General features: G+C 69.3%; 17 protein-coding genes and 2 pseudogenes. 7 read left to right on the forward strand and 12 right to left on the reverse strand.

Going from position 1 to position 15,001, the window contains the following annotated elements; translation table 11 throughout:
• Positions 1-6 precede the first annotated feature (6 nt).
• Together ACEPPI_RS24130 and ACEPPI_RS24135 are read right to left on the reverse strand one after the other, a co-directional pair.
• A complete protein-coding gene (locus ACEPPI_RS24130; RefSeq protein ID WP_373917340.1) occupies positions 7-297 on the reverse strand; it encodes a transposase in 291 nt (96 codons plus the stop codon).
• Positions 298-456: 159 nt separating this feature from the next.
• A complete protein-coding gene (locus ACEPPI_RS24135; RefSeq protein ID WP_373917341.1) occupies positions 457-981 on the reverse strand; it encodes a hypothetical protein in 525 nt (174 codons plus the stop codon).
• A 169-nt stretch (positions 982-1,150) separates the two neighbouring features.
• Between ACEPPI_RS24135 and ACEPPI_RS24140 the strand changes: the two genes are divergently transcribed.
• Positions 1,151-1,768, forward strand: coding sequence for a GNAT family N-acetyltransferase (locus ACEPPI_RS24140; RefSeq protein ID WP_373917342.1), 618 nt, complete (start codon positions 1,151-1,153; stop codon positions 1,766-1,768).
• A gap of 498 nt (positions 1,769-2,266) precedes the next feature.
• On the opposite strand, the gene ACEPPI_RS24145 is transcribed toward ACEPPI_RS24140, so the two are convergent.
• The 3 genes from ACEPPI_RS24145 to ACEPPI_RS24155 all read right to left on the reverse strand — a co-directional run bounded on the left by ACEPPI_RS24145 (position 2,267) and on the right by ACEPPI_RS24155 (position 4,213).
• Positions 2,267-2,839 (reverse strand): antibiotic biosynthesis monooxygenase, encoded by a 573-nt coding sequence (locus ACEPPI_RS24145; RefSeq protein WP_373917343.1) that lies wholly within the window; start codon positions 2,837-2,839, stop codon positions 2,267-2,269.
• 62 nt (positions 2,840-2,901) lie between these two features.
• A complete protein-coding gene (locus ACEPPI_RS24150) occupies positions 2,902-3,246 on the reverse strand; it encodes a GNAT family N-acetyltransferase (protein ID WP_373917344.1) in 345 nt (114 codons plus the stop codon).
• A gap of 25 nt (positions 3,247-3,271) precedes the next feature.
• Positions 3,272-4,213, reverse strand: coding sequence for a pirin family protein (locus ACEPPI_RS24155; RefSeq protein WP_373917345.1), 942 nt, complete (start codon positions 4,211-4,213; stop codon positions 3,272-3,274).
• Positions 4,214-4,320: 107 nt separating this feature from the next.
• On the opposite strand from ACEPPI_RS24155, the gene ACEPPI_RS24160 reads away from it, so the two are divergent.
• From ACEPPI_RS24160 to ACEPPI_RS24175, 4 genes are all read left to right on the forward strand, one after another.
• Positions 4,321-4,821, forward strand: coding sequence for a carboxymuconolactone decarboxylase family protein (locus tag ACEPPI_RS24160; protein WP_373917356.1), 501 nt, complete (start codon positions 4,321-4,323; stop codon positions 4,819-4,821).
• A 99-nt stretch (positions 4,822-4,920) separates the two neighbouring features.
• Positions 4,921-5,058 (forward strand): helix-turn-helix transcriptional regulator, encoded by a 138-nt coding sequence (locus tag ACEPPI_RS24165; protein ID WP_373917357.1) that lies wholly within the window; start codon positions 4,921-4,923, stop codon positions 5,056-5,058.
• 260 nt (positions 5,059-5,318) lie between these two features.
• Positions 5,319-5,891: an MBL fold metallo-hydrolase gene (locus ACEPPI_RS24170; protein ID WP_373917346.1), complete on the forward strand. Its 573-nt coding sequence runs from the start codon at positions 5,319-5,321 to the stop codon at positions 5,889-5,891.
• Between the two features lie 10 nt (positions 5,892-5,901).
• Positions 5,902-6,453 carry an alpha/beta hydrolase gene (locus ACEPPI_RS24175; RefSeq protein ID WP_373917347.1) on the forward strand — a complete coding sequence of 184 codons (552 nt, stop codon included), beginning with the start codon at positions 5,902-5,904 and terminating at the stop codon, positions 6,451-6,453.
• Positions 6,454-6,455: 2 nt separating this feature from the next.
• Here the strand turns inward: ACEPPI_RS24175 and ACEPPI_RS24180 are convergent, their stop codons facing one another.
• The 5 genes from ACEPPI_RS24180 to ACEPPI_RS24200 all read right to left on the reverse strand — a co-directional run bounded on the left by ACEPPI_RS24180 (position 6,456) and on the right by ACEPPI_RS24200 (position 11,035).
• A complete protein-coding gene (locus tag ACEPPI_RS24180) occupies positions 6,456-6,947 on the reverse strand; it encodes a GNAT family N-acetyltransferase (RefSeq protein WP_373917348.1) in 492 nt (163 codons plus the stop codon).
• Positions 6,947-7,480 (reverse strand): GNAT family N-acetyltransferase, encoded by a 534-nt coding sequence (locus tag ACEPPI_RS24185; protein WP_373917349.1) that lies wholly within the window; start codon positions 7,478-7,480, stop codon positions 6,947-6,949. Before ACEPPI_RS24185 ends, ACEPPI_RS24180 begins: the two co-directional genes overlap by 1 nt.
• Before the next feature lie 131 nt (positions 7,481-7,611).
• The gene (locus ACEPPI_RS24190; protein WP_373917350.1) at positions 7,612-8,556 is read right to left on the reverse strand and encodes a 5'-nucleotidase; all 945 of its coding nucleotides are present in this window, start codon (positions 8,554-8,556) and stop codon (positions 7,612-7,614) included.
• 297 nt (positions 8,557-8,853) lie between these two features.
• Positions 8,854-9,972: a fatty acid desaturase gene (locus ACEPPI_RS24195; RefSeq protein WP_373917351.1), complete on the reverse strand. Its 1,119-nt coding sequence runs from the start codon at positions 9,970-9,972 to the stop codon at positions 8,854-8,856.
• Positions 9,973-9,979: 7 nt separating this feature from the next.
• A complete protein-coding gene (locus ACEPPI_RS24200) occupies positions 9,980-11,035 on the reverse strand; it encodes a ferredoxin reductase (RefSeq protein WP_373917352.1) in 1,056 nt (351 codons plus the stop codon).
• A gap of 86 nt (positions 11,036-11,121) precedes the next feature.
• Between ACEPPI_RS24200 and ACEPPI_RS24205 the strand changes: the two genes are divergently transcribed.
• Complete coding sequence (locus tag ACEPPI_RS24205) at positions 11,122-12,261, forward strand: helix-turn-helix domain-containing protein (protein ID WP_373917353.1); 1,140 nt, start codon at positions 11,122-11,124, stop codon at positions 12,259-12,261.
• Between the two features lie 450 nt (positions 12,262-12,711).
• Here ACEPPI_RS24205 and ACEPPI_RS24210 read toward each other — a convergent pair.
• Positions 12,712-13,130, reverse strand: a pseudogene (locus ACEPPI_RS24210) (alpha/beta fold hydrolase); the annotation flags it as partial.
• 73 nt (positions 13,131-13,203) lie between these two features.
• On the opposite strand from ACEPPI_RS24210, the pseudogene ACEPPI_RS24215 reads away from it, so the two are divergent.
• A pseudogene (locus ACEPPI_RS24215) lies at positions 13,204-14,208 on the forward strand (IS5 family transposase).
• 105 nt (positions 14,209-14,313) lie between these two features.
• On the opposite strand, the gene ACEPPI_RS24220 reads toward ACEPPI_RS24215, so the two are convergent.
• Positions 14,314-14,751 (reverse strand): nucleotidyltransferase domain-containing protein, encoded by a 438-nt coding sequence (locus ACEPPI_RS24220; RefSeq protein ID WP_373917354.1) that lies wholly within the window; start codon positions 14,749-14,751, stop codon positions 14,314-14,316.
• Between the last annotated feature and the right edge of the window lie 250 nt (positions 14,752-15,001).

A 15,001-nucleotide genomic window follows, 5' to 3' on the forward strand; every position in this document is an offset into this window, starting at 1 on the left:
CCGCAGCTACTTCACCCACAGGACCATGCAGCGTTTGAGGACATCGCGCTCCATGCCCAGCTCCTTGTTCTCCTTCTTCAACGCCGCGTTCTCCGCCGTCAGCCGCGCGATCAACGCGTCCCTGTCCTCGACGGTCGCCTTCCCGGCCCGCTTTGCCCGCGAGACCCAGCTCGCCAGCGTCGTCTCGTTGATCCCCAGGTCCTCCGCGACCTCGGGGACCGGCTTCCCGGTCTCCGTCACGATCCGTACCGCCCCCTCACGAAACTCCGCCGTGAACTTGCGACGCTTCTCCGCCATGACAACCAACATCCCCTGCTGTCACGGACTCCACGCTACGAGGGGAACCTCAGGGACGAGGGCGTCCCTGTCGGCGCATGCCCCGGCGCGTTCGAGCGCTGCTCCGGCCTCGCGCGCCGCGGGCTCGCCGGCCGTCAGTCTGGTGTTGGCCAGGGAGCATCAGAGCAAGGACAAGCAGCGCCGGCCGACGTCGAGCCGTTCGGTCTGCTCAGGGAGCATGGTGCGGAAGGCGAGCACGGCCAGGTCGCCCGCGTCCTGGGGGCCGGCGGTGGCCGGTTGCTCCGCGGCCGTGATCAGGATCAGCGCGCCGGCAACGTCTCCGCGGGTCGCCGCCGCCCGGGCGCGGGGCGCCGCCGGCAGGGCCTGCCCGGCACCCGGGTGGTGCTCCGCGAAGCGGCGATGCAGGGTACGTACGGTCCGGTCGGGCATGGCCGCGAGCACCGCCTCGCGCACCAGGTCGTGGCGGGGCATCACGGTTCGGTCGGCGACGATTACCAGCCCGGAACCGAGCGCGGCGGCAAGCGGGCCACCCCGTCCTGAGCCGCCGGGTTCCCCGACCAGCTGCCGTGCCTCCCGTACAGCCAGCGCGCGGCCGCTGACCGCCACCACCTCGGCGAAGTCGCGTGATGCGTCGGGCAGGCCGGCGAGCCGACGGGCGATCGCGGTGCCGAACTCCTCCGGCACCGTATCGGGCCTGCCCTGCGCGGCTGCGCGCGACCCGCACTCAGCGCCGTAAACCCCGGCGCGCCGGGGTTTACGAGTAGCCGCACGACAATGACGCGATCTTGATCGTGTAGGAGCCCCGCGATTTGAGTGCTGGTATTCGGCGATGCCGGCCTGAGAAGATCGGCTCGTGAACGAAACCTCGGTGACTATGCGCGAGCTCGTTGTCGGTGACTGCCACGCTGTACATGCCTTCGCCAGCCTGCCGGAGGCTTGCCGCTACCAGGCGTGGGGGCCGAACACCGAGGTACAGACGCGGGACTTCGTCCAAGGCGCGGTGGATGCCCGGTTGCAGTCCCCGCAGACGAGGTTCGTGTATGCGGCCTGCCTCGACGGTGAACTCGTCGGCATCGGCGAGTTGAAGGTCCGTAGCCTGGCCCACCGCCAGGGCGAGATCTCCTATCTCGTCCATCCTCGGCTGTGGGGCCGAGGCGTGGGCACAGCCATCGGCGGGGAACTTCTCGGCAGAGGGTTTGGGCTGATGGGACTGCACCGGATCTATGCGACCTGCGATCCTCGCAACGTCGCGTCGGCCCGGGTGCTGGGCAAGCTCGGCATGACCCACGAGGGCCGACACCGGCACACCGCGCGGATCCGGGACGGCTGGCGTGACTCCGAAGTCTTCAGCATCCTCGACCGGGAATGGTGCACCGGCCCGGGCCTGAGTGATCGGGGTATCGGTGGTCAGGCTCCGGCAGCCGCCCTGGTGCCGGAGGCGAAGAGCCGCGCGGGATCATCTGGAGGGTGAAGTCAGGTTGGGCCCGCGCGGCCTGCTCTGATGCTGCCCTGTGCGGGACCTCCAAGGAACACCTGGGTGCACCGATCCCCGAGTTGGCCGGGCCGTGGACCGCAGCCCGAGACTCTGAGCTGGCCAAACGGCGTGGCCATGACCGATTGCGGGAGGCCGGGGCGGGGCCGGATCACCAGTTGGTCTTCGTGGACCACCATCCGCTCGGCCTGTCGGTACACCTCCGCGAGCAGTGCGGTCTTCCCGATGCCTGCCGCTTTGCTGACCAGCACCACTCCACCGGAGCCGTGGCGGGTTCGCAGCGCGGACCACTGCCGGCGCGCGTTCCAGCGGCTCGCTGCGGCCGCGTAACGGTCGGGGCTGCATGCGTATCACTCCTCGCTCCCACGGCGATGGGCGGCCCGGCCGGGACCGGCCCCCTGGTGTCGCGGGTCCGACCTGCCCGCGGGGGGCAACGATCCGGCGGGCATGAGGTGTTGAGCGCACCGGCGAGGAGCGTTACGGCGTGAGCCAGCCGCGCAGGAGTCTGCTCACGGCGGGCATCGCCACGTACGTCATCAGCACGTTGAACACGGCGGCTGTGATCAGGCTGTTGAGCAGGAGGGGGAGTGCCGTGAGGTGCGGCATGAGGAGGAGGCCGCCGAGTACGGAGATCGGGTAGATCGCCAGGGTCGCGCTGATGGCCATCTTCCACCGGGGCGGCGCCGGCCCTGTCGAGCCCGGTTTGGCGAACCAGGTCTCCATGCCGGTCAGGGCGCGCCGGGCGATCTCGGTGTGGTGGTGTCCCTTGCAGTCGGTGAACCAGGCCGCCCGCTCGGGGGACTCCTGCCAGGCGCTGCAGGCCTCCGCGTCCCGGAACCGGTGGACGAGGTACCAGGGGGCGTCGCCGCCGGAGGAGCGGAACAGGCCGTAGCCCAGGTGGCCGGGGAAGGTTGCCGCGGTTTCGAGGATGCCCTTCGCCCACCGCTCGAAGTCGGCTTCGTGGCCGGGGTCGACCCGGCGGGCTATCAGAAGGGTCACCTCGCCGGTGTCGGCGGGGACGGTAGAGCGCTCAGGGCTGACCGCGGTCACACGTACTCCTTGTGATCACGCCGCGCCCGGGCACACTCTACGCGTTGTTCCGGCGCGGGGGCTCAGCGTCCCAGCCGGGCGTCGAGCCAGGTGAGGACCTCGGGGGTCACGGGGTCGGTGATGTCGGCGAACTCCTGGTGCCCGGTGACGAACTTGGCGACGTACGGGCAGACGGGCACGATCCGCATCCCGGAAGCGCGGACGTCGGTGAGGGCCCGCTCGACGAGGGTCGAGGCGAGTCCCTGGCCGGCGTGGGCGTCGTCGATCTCGGTGTGGAAGAAGACCCGCCGGTCGTCGCGGTCGCGGTAGGCGGTCAGGCCGGCGCGGTGGCCGTCGACGAGGATTTCATAGCGGTGGCGTTCGTCGACGTGCCGGACGACGGGGGCGGTGGTGGTCTGCTCGCTCATGGCGGAGGTCCTTTCGGTGCGGGATTCAGTGGCGGGCGGGGTTCTTGCGGGGTGCGATGACGGCGTTGGGCAGGGCGGGGGCGGGCAGCCGCTCGCCGGGATAGCCGTCGACGGTGCCGAAGCGGTCGGAGGCGCGCTCCCAGTCCCCCCGCGCCAGGGCGATGTCCTGGTGGCTGCGGCCGATGAAGTTCCACCACATCACGATCTCCTCCTCGAAGGGCGGGCCGCCCAGGAGCACCGTCCGGGCGGGGCGGTCCGAGTCGTTGGTGAGGGTGAGGGTGCTGCGGCCGGGGGCGGTGTAGCCGAGTTCCTCGGGGCGCAGGGGAGTTCGGCCGAGGCGGACGTCGCCCTCGTCGACGAGGAGTCCGTGTTCGAAGCCCGGGTCGACGTCGAGGGTGACGGTGGCGCCGGCGTCGATGAGGACCTCGGCGCCGAGGAGCGGGGTGAAGGTGCGCACGGGGGAGGTGGCGCCGGCGAGGGTGCCCAGGAAGACCCGCAGCTGCGCGCCGTCGACGCGGAGCGGCGCGGGCGCGTGGTGCTGGAACTCGCGTGGTGCGTGGCGGTGTTCGCCGGGGAGGGCCACCCAGAGCTGGACGCCGTGGAGCACGGTGGTGCCGGGGGTGGAGACCTCCGTGTGGCTGATGCCGTGGCCCCCGGTCATGAGGTTGATTTCGCCGGGCCGTACGAAGGCGTGCGTGCCCAGGCTGTCGCGGTGCTCGATCTCCCCGCTGAACAGCCAGCTCACGGTCTGGAGCCCGGTGTGCGGGTGGGGCGCGACGTCCATTCCGCCGGAGTCGGCGACCCGGTCGGGGCCGTAGTGATCGGCGAAGCACCAGGCCCCGATGAGCGTCCGGGCCCGCTGCGGCAGGGTGCGCCGTACGGTCATCGCCCGCGGTCCGCCCAGCGGGACGTCGCGAGCGGTGAGGACCTCGACCTCGGCCTCGACCCCGACCTCCGTGTGATCCATCTCCCGACCCCTCTCCCAGCAAAGTAGTTTCGCTTTCAACGAACTTGGGTGATCATAGTCCCGAAGGCAACCCACGACAACAGGCGAAGGAGCACAGGGTGAGCGAGATGGCACAGACCGCGGCGGTTCCCCGGACCGACGGCCGGGTCTACCTCGACAAGCAGAGCCCCGCCGCGTACCAGGCGCTGGTCAAGACCACCGACGCCGTCCGCGCGACGGCCGCCGAGGCCGGCCTGGACCGGATCCTGGTCGAGCTGGTCAACCTCCGGGTCTCCCAGCTCAACGGCTGCGCCTTCTGCCTCGACGTCCACACCCGGGCCGCGTTGCGCGCCGGGGAGACCACCCGGCGTCTGGGCGTGCTCGCCGCCTGGCGGGACACCGAGCTCTTCACCACCCGTGAACGCGCCGCCCTCGCCCTCGCGGAGGCCACCACCCACCCCGCCGACGCCCTCGCCCAGGAACGGGCCTACGCGCTGGCGCGCGACGTCCTGGAGGACGACGAGATCTCGGCCGTGATCTGGGTGGCGATCACGATCAACGCCTTCAACCGTGTCTCGATCCTCAGCAAGCACCCGGTACGGGAGACACCCGCCACACCCGCCCGCTGAACCCCTACGTGCACGCCGCCCATCTCGCGCCCGGGACCGGCAGCCGCCACAGCACCACCGATCAAGGCCTCCGCGGGAACCCGGCTCGGCGAACCGGAACTGTCCCCGCGCTCGCTCGCCGAGGAGCACCACATCTCGTCGCGCTACCTGCACAAGCCCTTCCGCGCGGAGTGCGGGCAGTCGCCCAGGCAGTGGCGCCGGAGCGCCCGAGCCCGCCGCAGCCCCGGGAGGTCCTGAGCCCCGGCCGGTGCGGCCTGACCACCGGCCGCCGTCTCACGTGTTTGAGTGAGGGTCCGGAGGCCCTCCAGGTGTGACAGTGTCCCCGTATCTCCGAGACCGACTTGGGAGGTGGCCTCGGGCCATCCTCACCAGGCCTGCGGAACCAGTGGTCGCAAGACATCCCATCGGGGCATTCACATGGCCACCGGCACCACCGACAGCAGCGCCACGACCGGTTCGACGCGCCCGTCGTGGCGACCGCGGGCACCATCGCCGTCATGCACGGCAACGTGGAAGCACGGCCCTTCGCCTGGGGCAAGCTCTGGCCCGGTCAGATCCCCGACGCCCCGGTCACCGCCGTCACCGTCCCCGACAACACCCTCACCCTCGAAGGGTGCGCCCTGCACCTGGTCGAGGTCGGCCACACCAACACCGGGCAGACCAGCGTCGTGCACGTCCCCGACCTCGGCCTGGTGGTCGCCGGCGACGTTCTCTACAACGGCGCCCACATGTACATCGGAGAGTCGGCCGGAGGCGGCCTGGACGTCTGGCGGGCCGCCATCAGCACCGTAGAGGCCCTCGCGCCCCGGCACATCGTCGCCGGCCACAAGAACAAGGACCTCGACGACGACGCCACGCGCGTGATCGCGGAGACCCGCCGGTACCTCGACGACGCCGAGGCGGCGCTGCAGGAGTGCTCCTCCGCGACCGAGTTCGTCCACACGATGGTCGACCGCCACCCCGACCTCCCTTACGGCAGGACTCTCCTGTGGCTCGGCGCGAAGACGCTCTACGCGCTGCGCGAGCCGGGGGCCGACCCCATCGCCGCCGCCGTGGGCGGCTGGTTCTAGGAGCGGTCACATGCACCCCTCGACGACACATCTGATCGTCCTGCCGGGCGGGGGCTACGCCGTGCACGCCCCGCACGAGGCGGAGCCGATCGTCGCGTGGCTCTCCGCACTGGGCCTGTCGGCGAGCGTCTTCCGCTACCCGCTCCAGGCGCGGCACCCCGAACCCCTCCTGGCCCTGCGGGCCGAGATCCGCCGCAGGCGCGAACAGGGGGCGGACCGCATCGGGCTGATCGGCTTCTCGGCCGGCGGGCACCTCGCGGGCATGGCCGCACTCGCACCCTTCGACGATCCGCGCGAGTCCGTCCAGTTCGCGGTCCTCTGCTACGCGATCCTCAGGCACACCGCCGAGGACCTCTACGTACCGCCGGAGCACACCTACCGGCCGGCCTCCGCACTGGCAGCACACGAGGTACCGCACACCGCGCACGTCTTCGCCCACGGCCCGCACAGCCTCGGCCTCGCCGAGGGCAGCTCAGGCGATGCCGCCACCTGGACGGAACTCGCGGCGTCCTGGATCGCCGAACAGGTCCGAGGCGCATCGGTGGGCGGCGGCCTCGGCTGAGCCTACGAGAGGTCCTTCCGCATCAACGTGCACATCGTTTCGTAGCGGCGCAACGATCCGTCAGGGGCTTGCACGTTCCACGCGTCCGGCCGGCGGTCGTACGCGACATACCCCAGTCGCCGGTACAGCGCACACGCCCGGGGGTTGCTCTCCTCCACGGCCAGCTCGGCCTGCCGCAGACCGCGGTTCCGGATCCGCTGTTCCGCGGCCTCCATGAGGAAGGTGCCGATCCCGCACGACTGCAAGGCGGGGTGGACCGCCAGCTGCCACACAGTGCCGACGCCCTCCTTGACCTGGTAGTCGACGCCGCCCTTCGCCACAGGGATGTCCGTTGCGGGACAGACCGCCAGATAGTCGACCTCACCGGTCCGCGCACGTTCCAGCTGCTCACCGACGCCGGCCAAGTGGTGCTCGGAGCCTGCCCACCCGCACGACGCCAGGTCGGCGTGCACCAGATCACGGGCCGACAGCCTCAGCACGACATCGATCGTCATCAGTACCCCCGGTAGGTGTCGCGCAGGTCCCGGACGTAGCAGTCGAACCGTGCGGTGTCATTGCCGTGTTGCTGCCCGCCGGGGGTGAACCCTGCTCGCCGCGCTACTGCCGCGGATGCGGGATTGTCCGGATCCACCTGGATCACCGCCTCCTTCCCGCCCTCGGCGGCCGCGTACCGCGAAGCCAGGAGGACCGCGCGGGTGGCCAGGCCGCGCCCCCTCCAGGACGGATAGAGGCCGTAGGCGACATTCACCTGGCCGGGACCCAGACCCTCTCCGGCGAACCGGAGGTCGACCGTTCCCGCGAGCACCTCGCCGTCGCCCACCCGGATGCCGAAGGCGCGCAGCGGACCGGCAGTGCTCCACTGTTCCCCGCAGTGCCGGAAGTAGGCTTCAACGCCCTCGCGGGTGCCCGGACCGCCGTTGAGCCAGCGAACCAGCAGTTCGTCCTCGCCCGCGAGATGCGCCTCCACATCGTCCAGGCGCAGCGGCGACAGCGTGATGACCCCGTCGGACAGCCTCAGTTCGTGCATCCGAGGATGGTCGAAACTTGAGAGCCGCACGTACCGGTTGGGCATGCTGACCTCCGCTCGCCTTACGGCCACCCTGGGCCGCTGCTTCTATCAGGGGCGTTCCCCCGGTGCAATGCGATGAAGTACGCCACTCATTCAGGCCCCGGAAGGGGTGCATTGACGACTCCGAACGGTACGTGAACGCTTGGGGTGGCCGGCGCCGTGCCGGTCAGGTGGGAGACCTGGTCGTCGAAGAAGATGTGCGGGTCGAGGGCGCCCATCACGGCGGCCTTGTCGATGCCGCCGAGGAAGAAGGCGTCGTTGACGCGCAGTCCCCACTGCTTGAGGCTACGCACGGCACGTTCGTGTGCGGGGGCGTCCCGGGCGGTGACCAGGGACACCCGTAGGCGGGGCTGATAGGCGGGGTCCTTGCGGCGTTCTTCCTCTTCGCGGCGCTGGATGCGGTTGATGCCCGCGAGGAAGTCCTTCAAGGGACCTGGGTCGTGAGGGGTGGCCGCATTGAGGACTTCGTGCGCGCGGAACCCGTCGAGGCCGGCGGTTCGGTAGATCCGCTCAGAGGAGTCGCCCGCCAGTACGCCGTCGAAGTCGAAGGCGATGCGGAGTTCCCGGTCGGTGTCGTCATCGACTCGCTCGGTCTCGAGTACGTGCCCCGCCGGCAGGCCGGCGGCCACCGCTTCCCGAACGTCGGAACCGTTGGCCGACAGGAACAGGGACATGTTCAGAGCGGGTATGAAGCGGTGTGACGACCGGCCTTGCCGGAACACGGCCCGACTGATGTGCAGGCCGTGCGCCGCGATGGAACGCATGACGCGCAGCCCGGTGTCCGGGTCATTGCGCGACAGGATGATGACCTCGACCAGCGGATCGAGGGGCTCCGCGAGGTCGTTCAGCGACAGCAGGCGCCGGACGAAGGGGAAGGCCACCCCCTTGTCCAGGACGTCGTCCACGTGGGCCTCCTGGTACCTCCGGTACGCGTCCTCACCCTGTTCCCGGAACACCGCGTCGCAGTCGGCGAGGTCGAACAGGGCGCTGGAGGCGATCCCGATGACGACGCGGTCGGACAGGTCGTACTTCATCTCGCCCCCTGCCGGCACACGTGCACATCGAGATGGTTATCGCCTGTTCGAATATGTCGAAAACATGTGTGCCCCCTGCTCGGTAACCAGCTGCGCTCCGGGCGGCCGCGTCTCGTTCGCTCGTCCGAACAATGGACGGTGGCCGTCGCCCAGCGGGCGCACGGCCCAGTCTGGCGCGTGCAACTGGTTCGCCCCGTCCGCCAAGTGTCGCAAGAGGGAATCCGGGGCTGCCCCGCAGCGGTGAGTGGGAACGACCGCCGTCATACGCACGGGGACTGTGAGGTCCGATACCGGGAATCAGGCAGCGACGAGCTCCTGCTCGCGGTCCGGCGCATCGACCTTGGGCTTCTTGTTCGGCAGCGAGAGCCGGAAGACCTTGTGCCACGCGGAGAACACCTGCTTGGGCAGCGGCCCGGTGACGTACTCCAGCTCGTACTTCTCGAACAGCGCGCGCACCCTCACCGCGACCTCGGCGTACCGGTTGCTCGGCAGGTCCGGGAACAGGTGGTGCTCGATCTGGTGCGACAGGTTGCCGGTCATGAAGTGCATGACCCTGCTGCCGCTGATGTTCGCCGAGCCCATCATCTGGCGCAGGTACCACTGGCCGCGCGTCTCGCCCTTGATCGACCGGCGCTCGAAGACTTGCACGCCTTCGGGGAAGTGCCCGCACATGATCACGGAGTGGGACCAGATGTTGCGGACCAGGTTCGCGGTGAACGTGGCGGCGAGGGTGGTGAGGAATGACGGGCCCGACAGCAGCGGGTGGATCACGTAGTCCTTGAGCACCTGCTTGCGGATCTTGCGGCCCACGGCCTTGGCCCGTGCGCGGAATTCCGGGTTCTTGCGGCGGCGCTTGTGCAGGTTCTTGCCGAGCTCCAGGTCGTACGCCGCGATGCCGTACTCGAAGAAGCAGGCGTTGATGAAGTTCCACAGCGGCTGGCCGAGGTGGAACGGGTGCCACTTCTGGTCCTCGTCGACGCGCATGATGCCATAGCCGAGGTCGTTGTCCTTGCCGATCACGTTGGTGTACGTGTGGTGCAGCTCGTTGTGCGAATGCCTCCACTGATCGGACGGCGAGACGTGATCCCACTCCCAGGTGGTGGAATGGATCTTCGGGTCCCGCATCCAGTCCCACTGGCCGTGCAGGACGTTGTGGCCGATCTCCATGTTGTCCATGATCTTCGCCACGGACAGCCCGGCGGTGCCGATCAGCCAAGCGGGCGGGAAGATCGAGAACAGCAGCACGCCCCTGCTGACCAGCTCGAGCTTGCGCTGCGCCGAGATGACCTTTCGGATGTAGGCGGCGTCCTTCTCGCCGCGGCCGGCGATCACCTCATCGCGGATCGCGTCCAGCTCGCGGCCGAGCTCCTCGATCTGCTCCGCGGTCAGGTGGGCGGTGGGGTCGATGGCGGTCAAGGTGCTCCTACCGTTCGATATCGCAGGGGCCCGCCGCGGCGGACACACAGGTCTGGATGAGGACGCCCGGCTCGGCCTCGGTGATCTCGCCGGTGCGCAGGTCGCGGACGGCGCCCGCCTTGAGCGGCGTGACGCAGCCGAAGCAGATGCCCATACGGCACCCGGACGGCATGAGCACGCCGGCCTCCTCGCCGACGTCCAGCAACGGCGTGGCGCCGTTCGCGTCGACGGTCTTGCCGGTGGCGCTGAACGTGACCTCGCCGCCGTCACCGGCGACGACGATGCCGGGGCGGAAGCGTTCGGTGTGCAGGCGCTCTTCGATGCCGTGTTCGCTCCAGAACTCTTCGGCGGCGTCGAGCAGGCCCGCGGGCCCGCAGGCCCAGGTCTCGCGCTCGGCCCAGTCGGGTACCAGTTCGTCGAGACGGGCGATGTCGAGCACGCCGTCTGTGTCGGTGTGCACCTCGGTGAGCCGCAGCTTCTCGTCCGCGACCAGGTCGTGCAGTTCGTTGCGGAAGATCACGTCTTGCGGCTGTGGCGCGCAGTGGACCATGACGACGTCGTCGAACTCGATGTCACGCAGCATGCCCATCACAGGCGTGATGCCGCTGCCGGCCGTCAGGTAGAGCACCTTGGCGGGCTTGGCCTCCGGCAGTACGAAGTCACCGGTCGGCTGGTCGAGCTGGACCAGCGTGCCAGGTTTCGCCCTGCGGACCAGGTGGTTGCTGACCTTGCCGTCCGGGATCGCCTTCACGGTGATCGTGACGCGGCCGTCCCGGCGGTTCGTCGGCGAGGTGATGGAGTAGGCACGCCACAGGCGCCTCCCGTCGACGTCGACCCCGATCCGCACGTACTGACCGGCCGTGTGACCGCGCCAGCCCCTTCCCGGCCTGATCACGATGGTCGCGGCGTCACCCGTCTCCGGGTGCACGGCCTCGATGCGCCCACGCAGGTCAGCGCCCGCACGCAGCGGGCTGACCAGGTCGAGGTAGTCCGACGGCAGCAGCGGCGTCGTGATCATCTCCAGCAGTTTCCACGCCCTACTGCGGAGGGCTGCACTCGTCATGCCCCCAGCTTGATGCGCCGCAAGGCGTAAAGTCCTGACCGTAAGACGTAAATTTGGTCGGCTGAATTGTTCGCAGGGAATAAAATATGAGCCATCCAATCCGGAGGGTTACCGAACTGGCCCTGGATCGGACAACGGTCACCGCACTTCGGGCCGAGCTGAAGACCACCGCCGACGAGGTCGTCCAGGCGATCATCGACGAGGTCCCTCCCTACGCCAACGCCCTTTCGGGCCGCATGGGCGTCACCATCCGCCGAGCCGTCCGCACCGCCCTGGGGAACTACCTGGACCTCGCGAGCGGGAACGCCACAGGCGGCGACGCCGGTGACGCAGCCTACGAGCTGGGCCGCGGCGAGGTGCGCGACGGGCGTTCGATGGACGCCCTGCTCAGCGCCTACCGCGTCGGCGCCCGCGTGGCCTGGCGATGCCTGGCAGCGGGTGCCGTACCCGCGGGTCTGCCCGCCGCCGAGGTCGCCAAGTTCGCCGAGCTGACCTTCGCCTACATCGACGAGCTCTCCGCCGCGAGCGCCGCGGGCCACGCCGACGAACTGGCCGCCCGGGGCCGGGACCACGAGCGCCACCTGGAACACCTGGCCCGCGACCTCCTCGCCGGCGCGAGCCCGGACGTGCTGATGGCCTCTGTTCAACGGGCTGGGTGGCAGCCTCCGGTTTCACTGACCGCCGTCTTGCTGCCCGCCGCCCAGGCCCGGCCTGCCTACCGCGCGCTCGACCCGAGCACCCTCGTCCTCGACGATCTGCCGGACGCCTCCGGTGTGCTGCTCGTCCCCGATGCCGACCGGTCACATCTCTTGCGGCAGCTGACCGACCGCACCGCCGTGGTCGGCCCGGCCCGGCCATGGACCCGTGCGTCCGCCTCGTACGCACGAGCCGCACGCGCGCGCTCCCTCTCCTCCGATATCCGCGACACCGAGGACCACCTGCCCGAGCTGGTGCTGAGCGCCGACGTGGACGCGTTCGCAGACCTGCGGGCCCGAGCCCTCGCACCGTTGCGGACCTTGCCCGTCGCGACCGCATGGCGGCTGGAGGAGACGTTGCGGGCGTGGCTGCTTCACCAAGGCAGGCGGGACGAGGTGGCGGCGGCGTTGTTCGTACATCCCCAGACCGTCCGGTACCGGATGTCGCAGCTGCGGGAGCTGTTTCCGGATCTCGCATCGCCACACCGGGTCCTCGAGCTGACGCTGGCGGTCGGTCTTCGGGTCGGCTGACGCGTACTTCGACCGTCCGCGACCGAGTTCGCGAGACCGCGTCAGCGAGGGCGTGCCTCCCGCCCGGTGAGCTGGGCCTGGTCCGCGACTGGTCCGCAGCAGCCGGTCCGGAGTGGGAAAGGGGCGGCAGAGGCCGGGAGGAACCGGAAGAATCGACACCCGTGTCGAGCGGGTCGAGCCAACGGCGCCTGACGGGTAAAGGCCCAGGTCAGGCGCCGTTTGTCGTGCTCCTGGAAGAAGCCGAGCCGCTTCGGCGAGTATGAGACGAGGAGGTTCTTCGTCTGCTGGTGGTACAGCAGCTGCGCCCATGCTGACCAGCGGAAACGGCAGTCGGTGCGGCCCCCCGGCGTGGACTGGTCCGGAAATGGTCCGGATCTTGGTCCGGGCGGTCCTGGCACAGAGGGGATGGGGTGGGACGGGAAGTTCTGGGAGTGATCGGGCGCGGGCTCACTATTGGATGCGGCCACCGTGCCGCACATGAGCGGTGACACGCTCGTGATCGATGAACGCGGTCAACACGTCCACGGTTGCGTCGGGCTGCTCGTCGGGAATGAAGTGTCCGGCTTGCGGGATGACGACGCCGTCGCGTTCTCTGCCCACGGACTGACGGAGGCGGCCATGTCGGGGATCGAGCCATGGGAGCTGGAGACTCCCAGGACCGGGACGGTCAAGTGCCCCCGTTCGAGAGCGTCATGATTCCTGCGCGCTGATTCCGTGGCGTCGCGGTAGTAGGCGAGAGACGCTGAAAGCCCTCCCTCAGCCGCGATGGCGGCGGCGTAATGGTCGATCTCGGCGCCGTCGAAGGTGTTCGGGGACAGGGCTTTGACCTTCAAGAACCAGCCGACGTAGTCACGCTCGCGGCCGGCTAGGGTACGTATTCGGTCGTGATCAATCTGTGCGATTCACCTTCGCGGCGGGCCCTGATCCGGTAGACCGTGGTGCGTGACGCGAGCGCAATTGACGGATGCGGAGTGGGCGTTGATCGAGCCGTACTTGCCGATCGGCGACTACGGCCCGTACCCGGAGCGGCTGCGACAGCAGTTCGAGGGCGTGATCTGGCGATTCCGGACGGGCGGGCAGTGGCGGGAGATGCCGATGGAGTTCGGGGCGTGGTCGACCGTCTCCAATCGGTTCCGGCAGTGGAGGGACGCCGGCGTCTTCGAAGCCCTGATGGAGGGCTTGATCGCGGAGGCCGCGAAGCGCGGCGAGGTGGACTTGTCCCTGGTCAGCGTGGACTCCACCACCGTGCGGGCTCACCACGACGCGGCCGGGATGCACCTCGACTCCGACACCATGGCCGCACTGGAGAAGGCCGCCGAGGAGGCGGAGAAGGCCCGACAAAAGGGGGAGGCCCGGAGGAACAAGACGGGCGGGACGCCTCAGGAGACCCGAAACGGGAAGAACGGCGACGCATCCGGCGTCGGCGCAGGCTCCGGCTGAAGGCAGCCCTGCTCGGACGCTCCCGGGGCGGGCAGACCAGCAAGGTCCATTGCGCCGGCGACCGAAAGTGCCGCCCGCTGGCTCTCATCCTGACCGAGGGCCAGGCCGCGGACAGGCCCGCAGTTCATCCCCGTGCTGAAGAGGGTCCGGGTCCGCGGGCCCGTCGGCCGGCCCCGCACCCGGCCGGACGCGGTAGCCGGGGACAAGGCCTATTCGTCACGCGGCAACCGCGCCCACCTGCGCAAGCGCCGGATCAAGGCGGTCATCCCGGAGAAGAAGGACCAAAGCGCCAACCGGAAGAAGAAGGGCCGCCGGGGCGGCCGGCCCGTCAGCCACGACGCCGAGCTCTACAAGGAGCGCAACACCGTCGAGCGCCTGATCAAGAAGTTGAAGGCCTGGCGAGGCATCGTCACCCGATATGACAAGACGCCGGAAAGCTACCTCGCTGGCCTCCACCTCCGTGGCGCGATGATCTGGATCAAGGACCTCACCCGGACCGCTCATTGACCACAATCGAATACGCGCCCTGGAGCGTACTTCCGCCGAACTCACGCCGTGTCACGGGCAGCGACTTCAGGCGCACTGTCATGCCGATGAGCGGCTCCTCACCGGTCAGTCGAGTTGACGTAGCAGGGCCACGTCGCGCTCGTGGGCTTCCGGAAGTTCGTAGCCACGATGCATCGCCACCTGAGTCTGTGCCGACACGCAGGCAACCGGCCTACCATCAATGACACCGCGTCCTTCCAAAGAGCCCGCATCGAACGGCCAGGGAACGTCACACAATGGGACGACGACGCCCGCCTCCACCTCGATCACGTGGACGTCCAACTCCACGCCCTCCGCTGTTCCCGCTACAAAGGCGGTCGGCCTGGTGTTTCCGTCCACCTCGACCCATCGGTTTTCTGCCTCCCACACCCGCTGGACTCCGAAGCCGTGATCGCGGAATACCTCGTCGAGGAGAGGTAGGTCTTCACCAAGCACCAGTACGTCCAGGTCGTGGTGCTCTCGCGTCTGCGCGCCGAGCAGCGCATCGACTCCCCAGCCACCCATGACCCAGCACCGGAGTGAAGTTCGCGGTGTTGTTCCCGCATATGGACGAGCGGCAGCGTCGGTTGTTGATGGCCGCCGAGGCCCGTGTCCTGGGTCACGGCGGTGTTCGGGCCGTCGCACTGGCGGCCGGGGTGAGCGAGAGGGTCTGCCGCACGATCGGGTGACATCTGAACTGGCTTGCCCTGTGGGGCAGGTGGGAAGGATGTCGCTGTGCCAAAGCCCTATCCGGAAGAGTTCCGCCAGGACGTCG

Source organism: Streptomyces sp. AB3(2024), assembly GCF_041862025.1.
Lineage (GTDB): Bacteria > Actinomycetota > Actinomycetes > Streptomycetales > Streptomycetaceae > Streptomyces.

Coding starts and splice junctions, on each gene's coding strand:
- ACEPPI_RS24130 (WP_373917340.1), bottom strand. CDS start 297: ATGGCGGAGAAGCGTCGCAAGTTCACGGCGGAGTTTCGTGAGGGGGCG.
- ACEPPI_RS24150 (WP_373917344.1), bottom strand. CDS start 3,246: ATGAGCGAGCAGACCACCACCGCCCCCGTCGTCCGGCACGTCGACGAA.
- ACEPPI_RS24155 (WP_373917345.1), bottom strand. CDS start 4,213: ATGGATCACACGGAGGTCGGGGTCGAGGCCGAGGTCGAGGTCCTCACC.
- ACEPPI_RS24160 (WP_373917356.1), top strand. CDS start 4,321: ATGGCACAGACCGCGGCGGTTCCCCGGACCGACGGCCGGGTCTACCTC.
- ACEPPI_RS24170 (WP_373917346.1), top strand. CDS start 5,319: ATGCACGGCAACGTGGAAGCACGGCCCTTCGCCTGGGGCAAGCTCTGG.
- ACEPPI_RS24175 (WP_373917347.1), top strand. CDS start 5,902: ATGCACCCCTCGACGACACATCTGATCGTCCTGCCGGGCGGGGGCTAC.
- ACEPPI_RS24180 (WP_373917348.1), bottom strand. CDS start 6,947: ATGACGATCGATGTCGTGCTGAGGCTGTCGGCCCGTGATCTGGTGCAC.
- ACEPPI_RS24185 (WP_373917349.1), bottom strand. CDS start 7,480: ATGCACGAACTGAGGCTGTCCGACGGGGTCATCACGCTGTCGCCGCTG.
- ACEPPI_RS24190 (WP_373917350.1), bottom strand. CDS start 8,556: ATGAAGTACGACCTGTCCGACCGCGTCGTCATCGGGATCGCCTCCAGC.
- ACEPPI_RS24200 (WP_373917352.1), bottom strand. CDS start 11,035: ATGACGAGTGCAGCCCTCCGCAGTAGGGCGTGGAAACTGCTGGAGATG.
- ACEPPI_RS24205 (WP_373917353.1), top strand. CDS start 11,122: ATGAGCCATCCAATCCGGAGGGTTACCGAACTGGCCCTGGATCGGACA.
- ACEPPI_RS24220 (WP_373917354.1), bottom strand. CDS start 14,751: ATGGGTGGCTGGGGAGTCGATGCGCTGCTCGGCGCGCAGACGCGAGAG.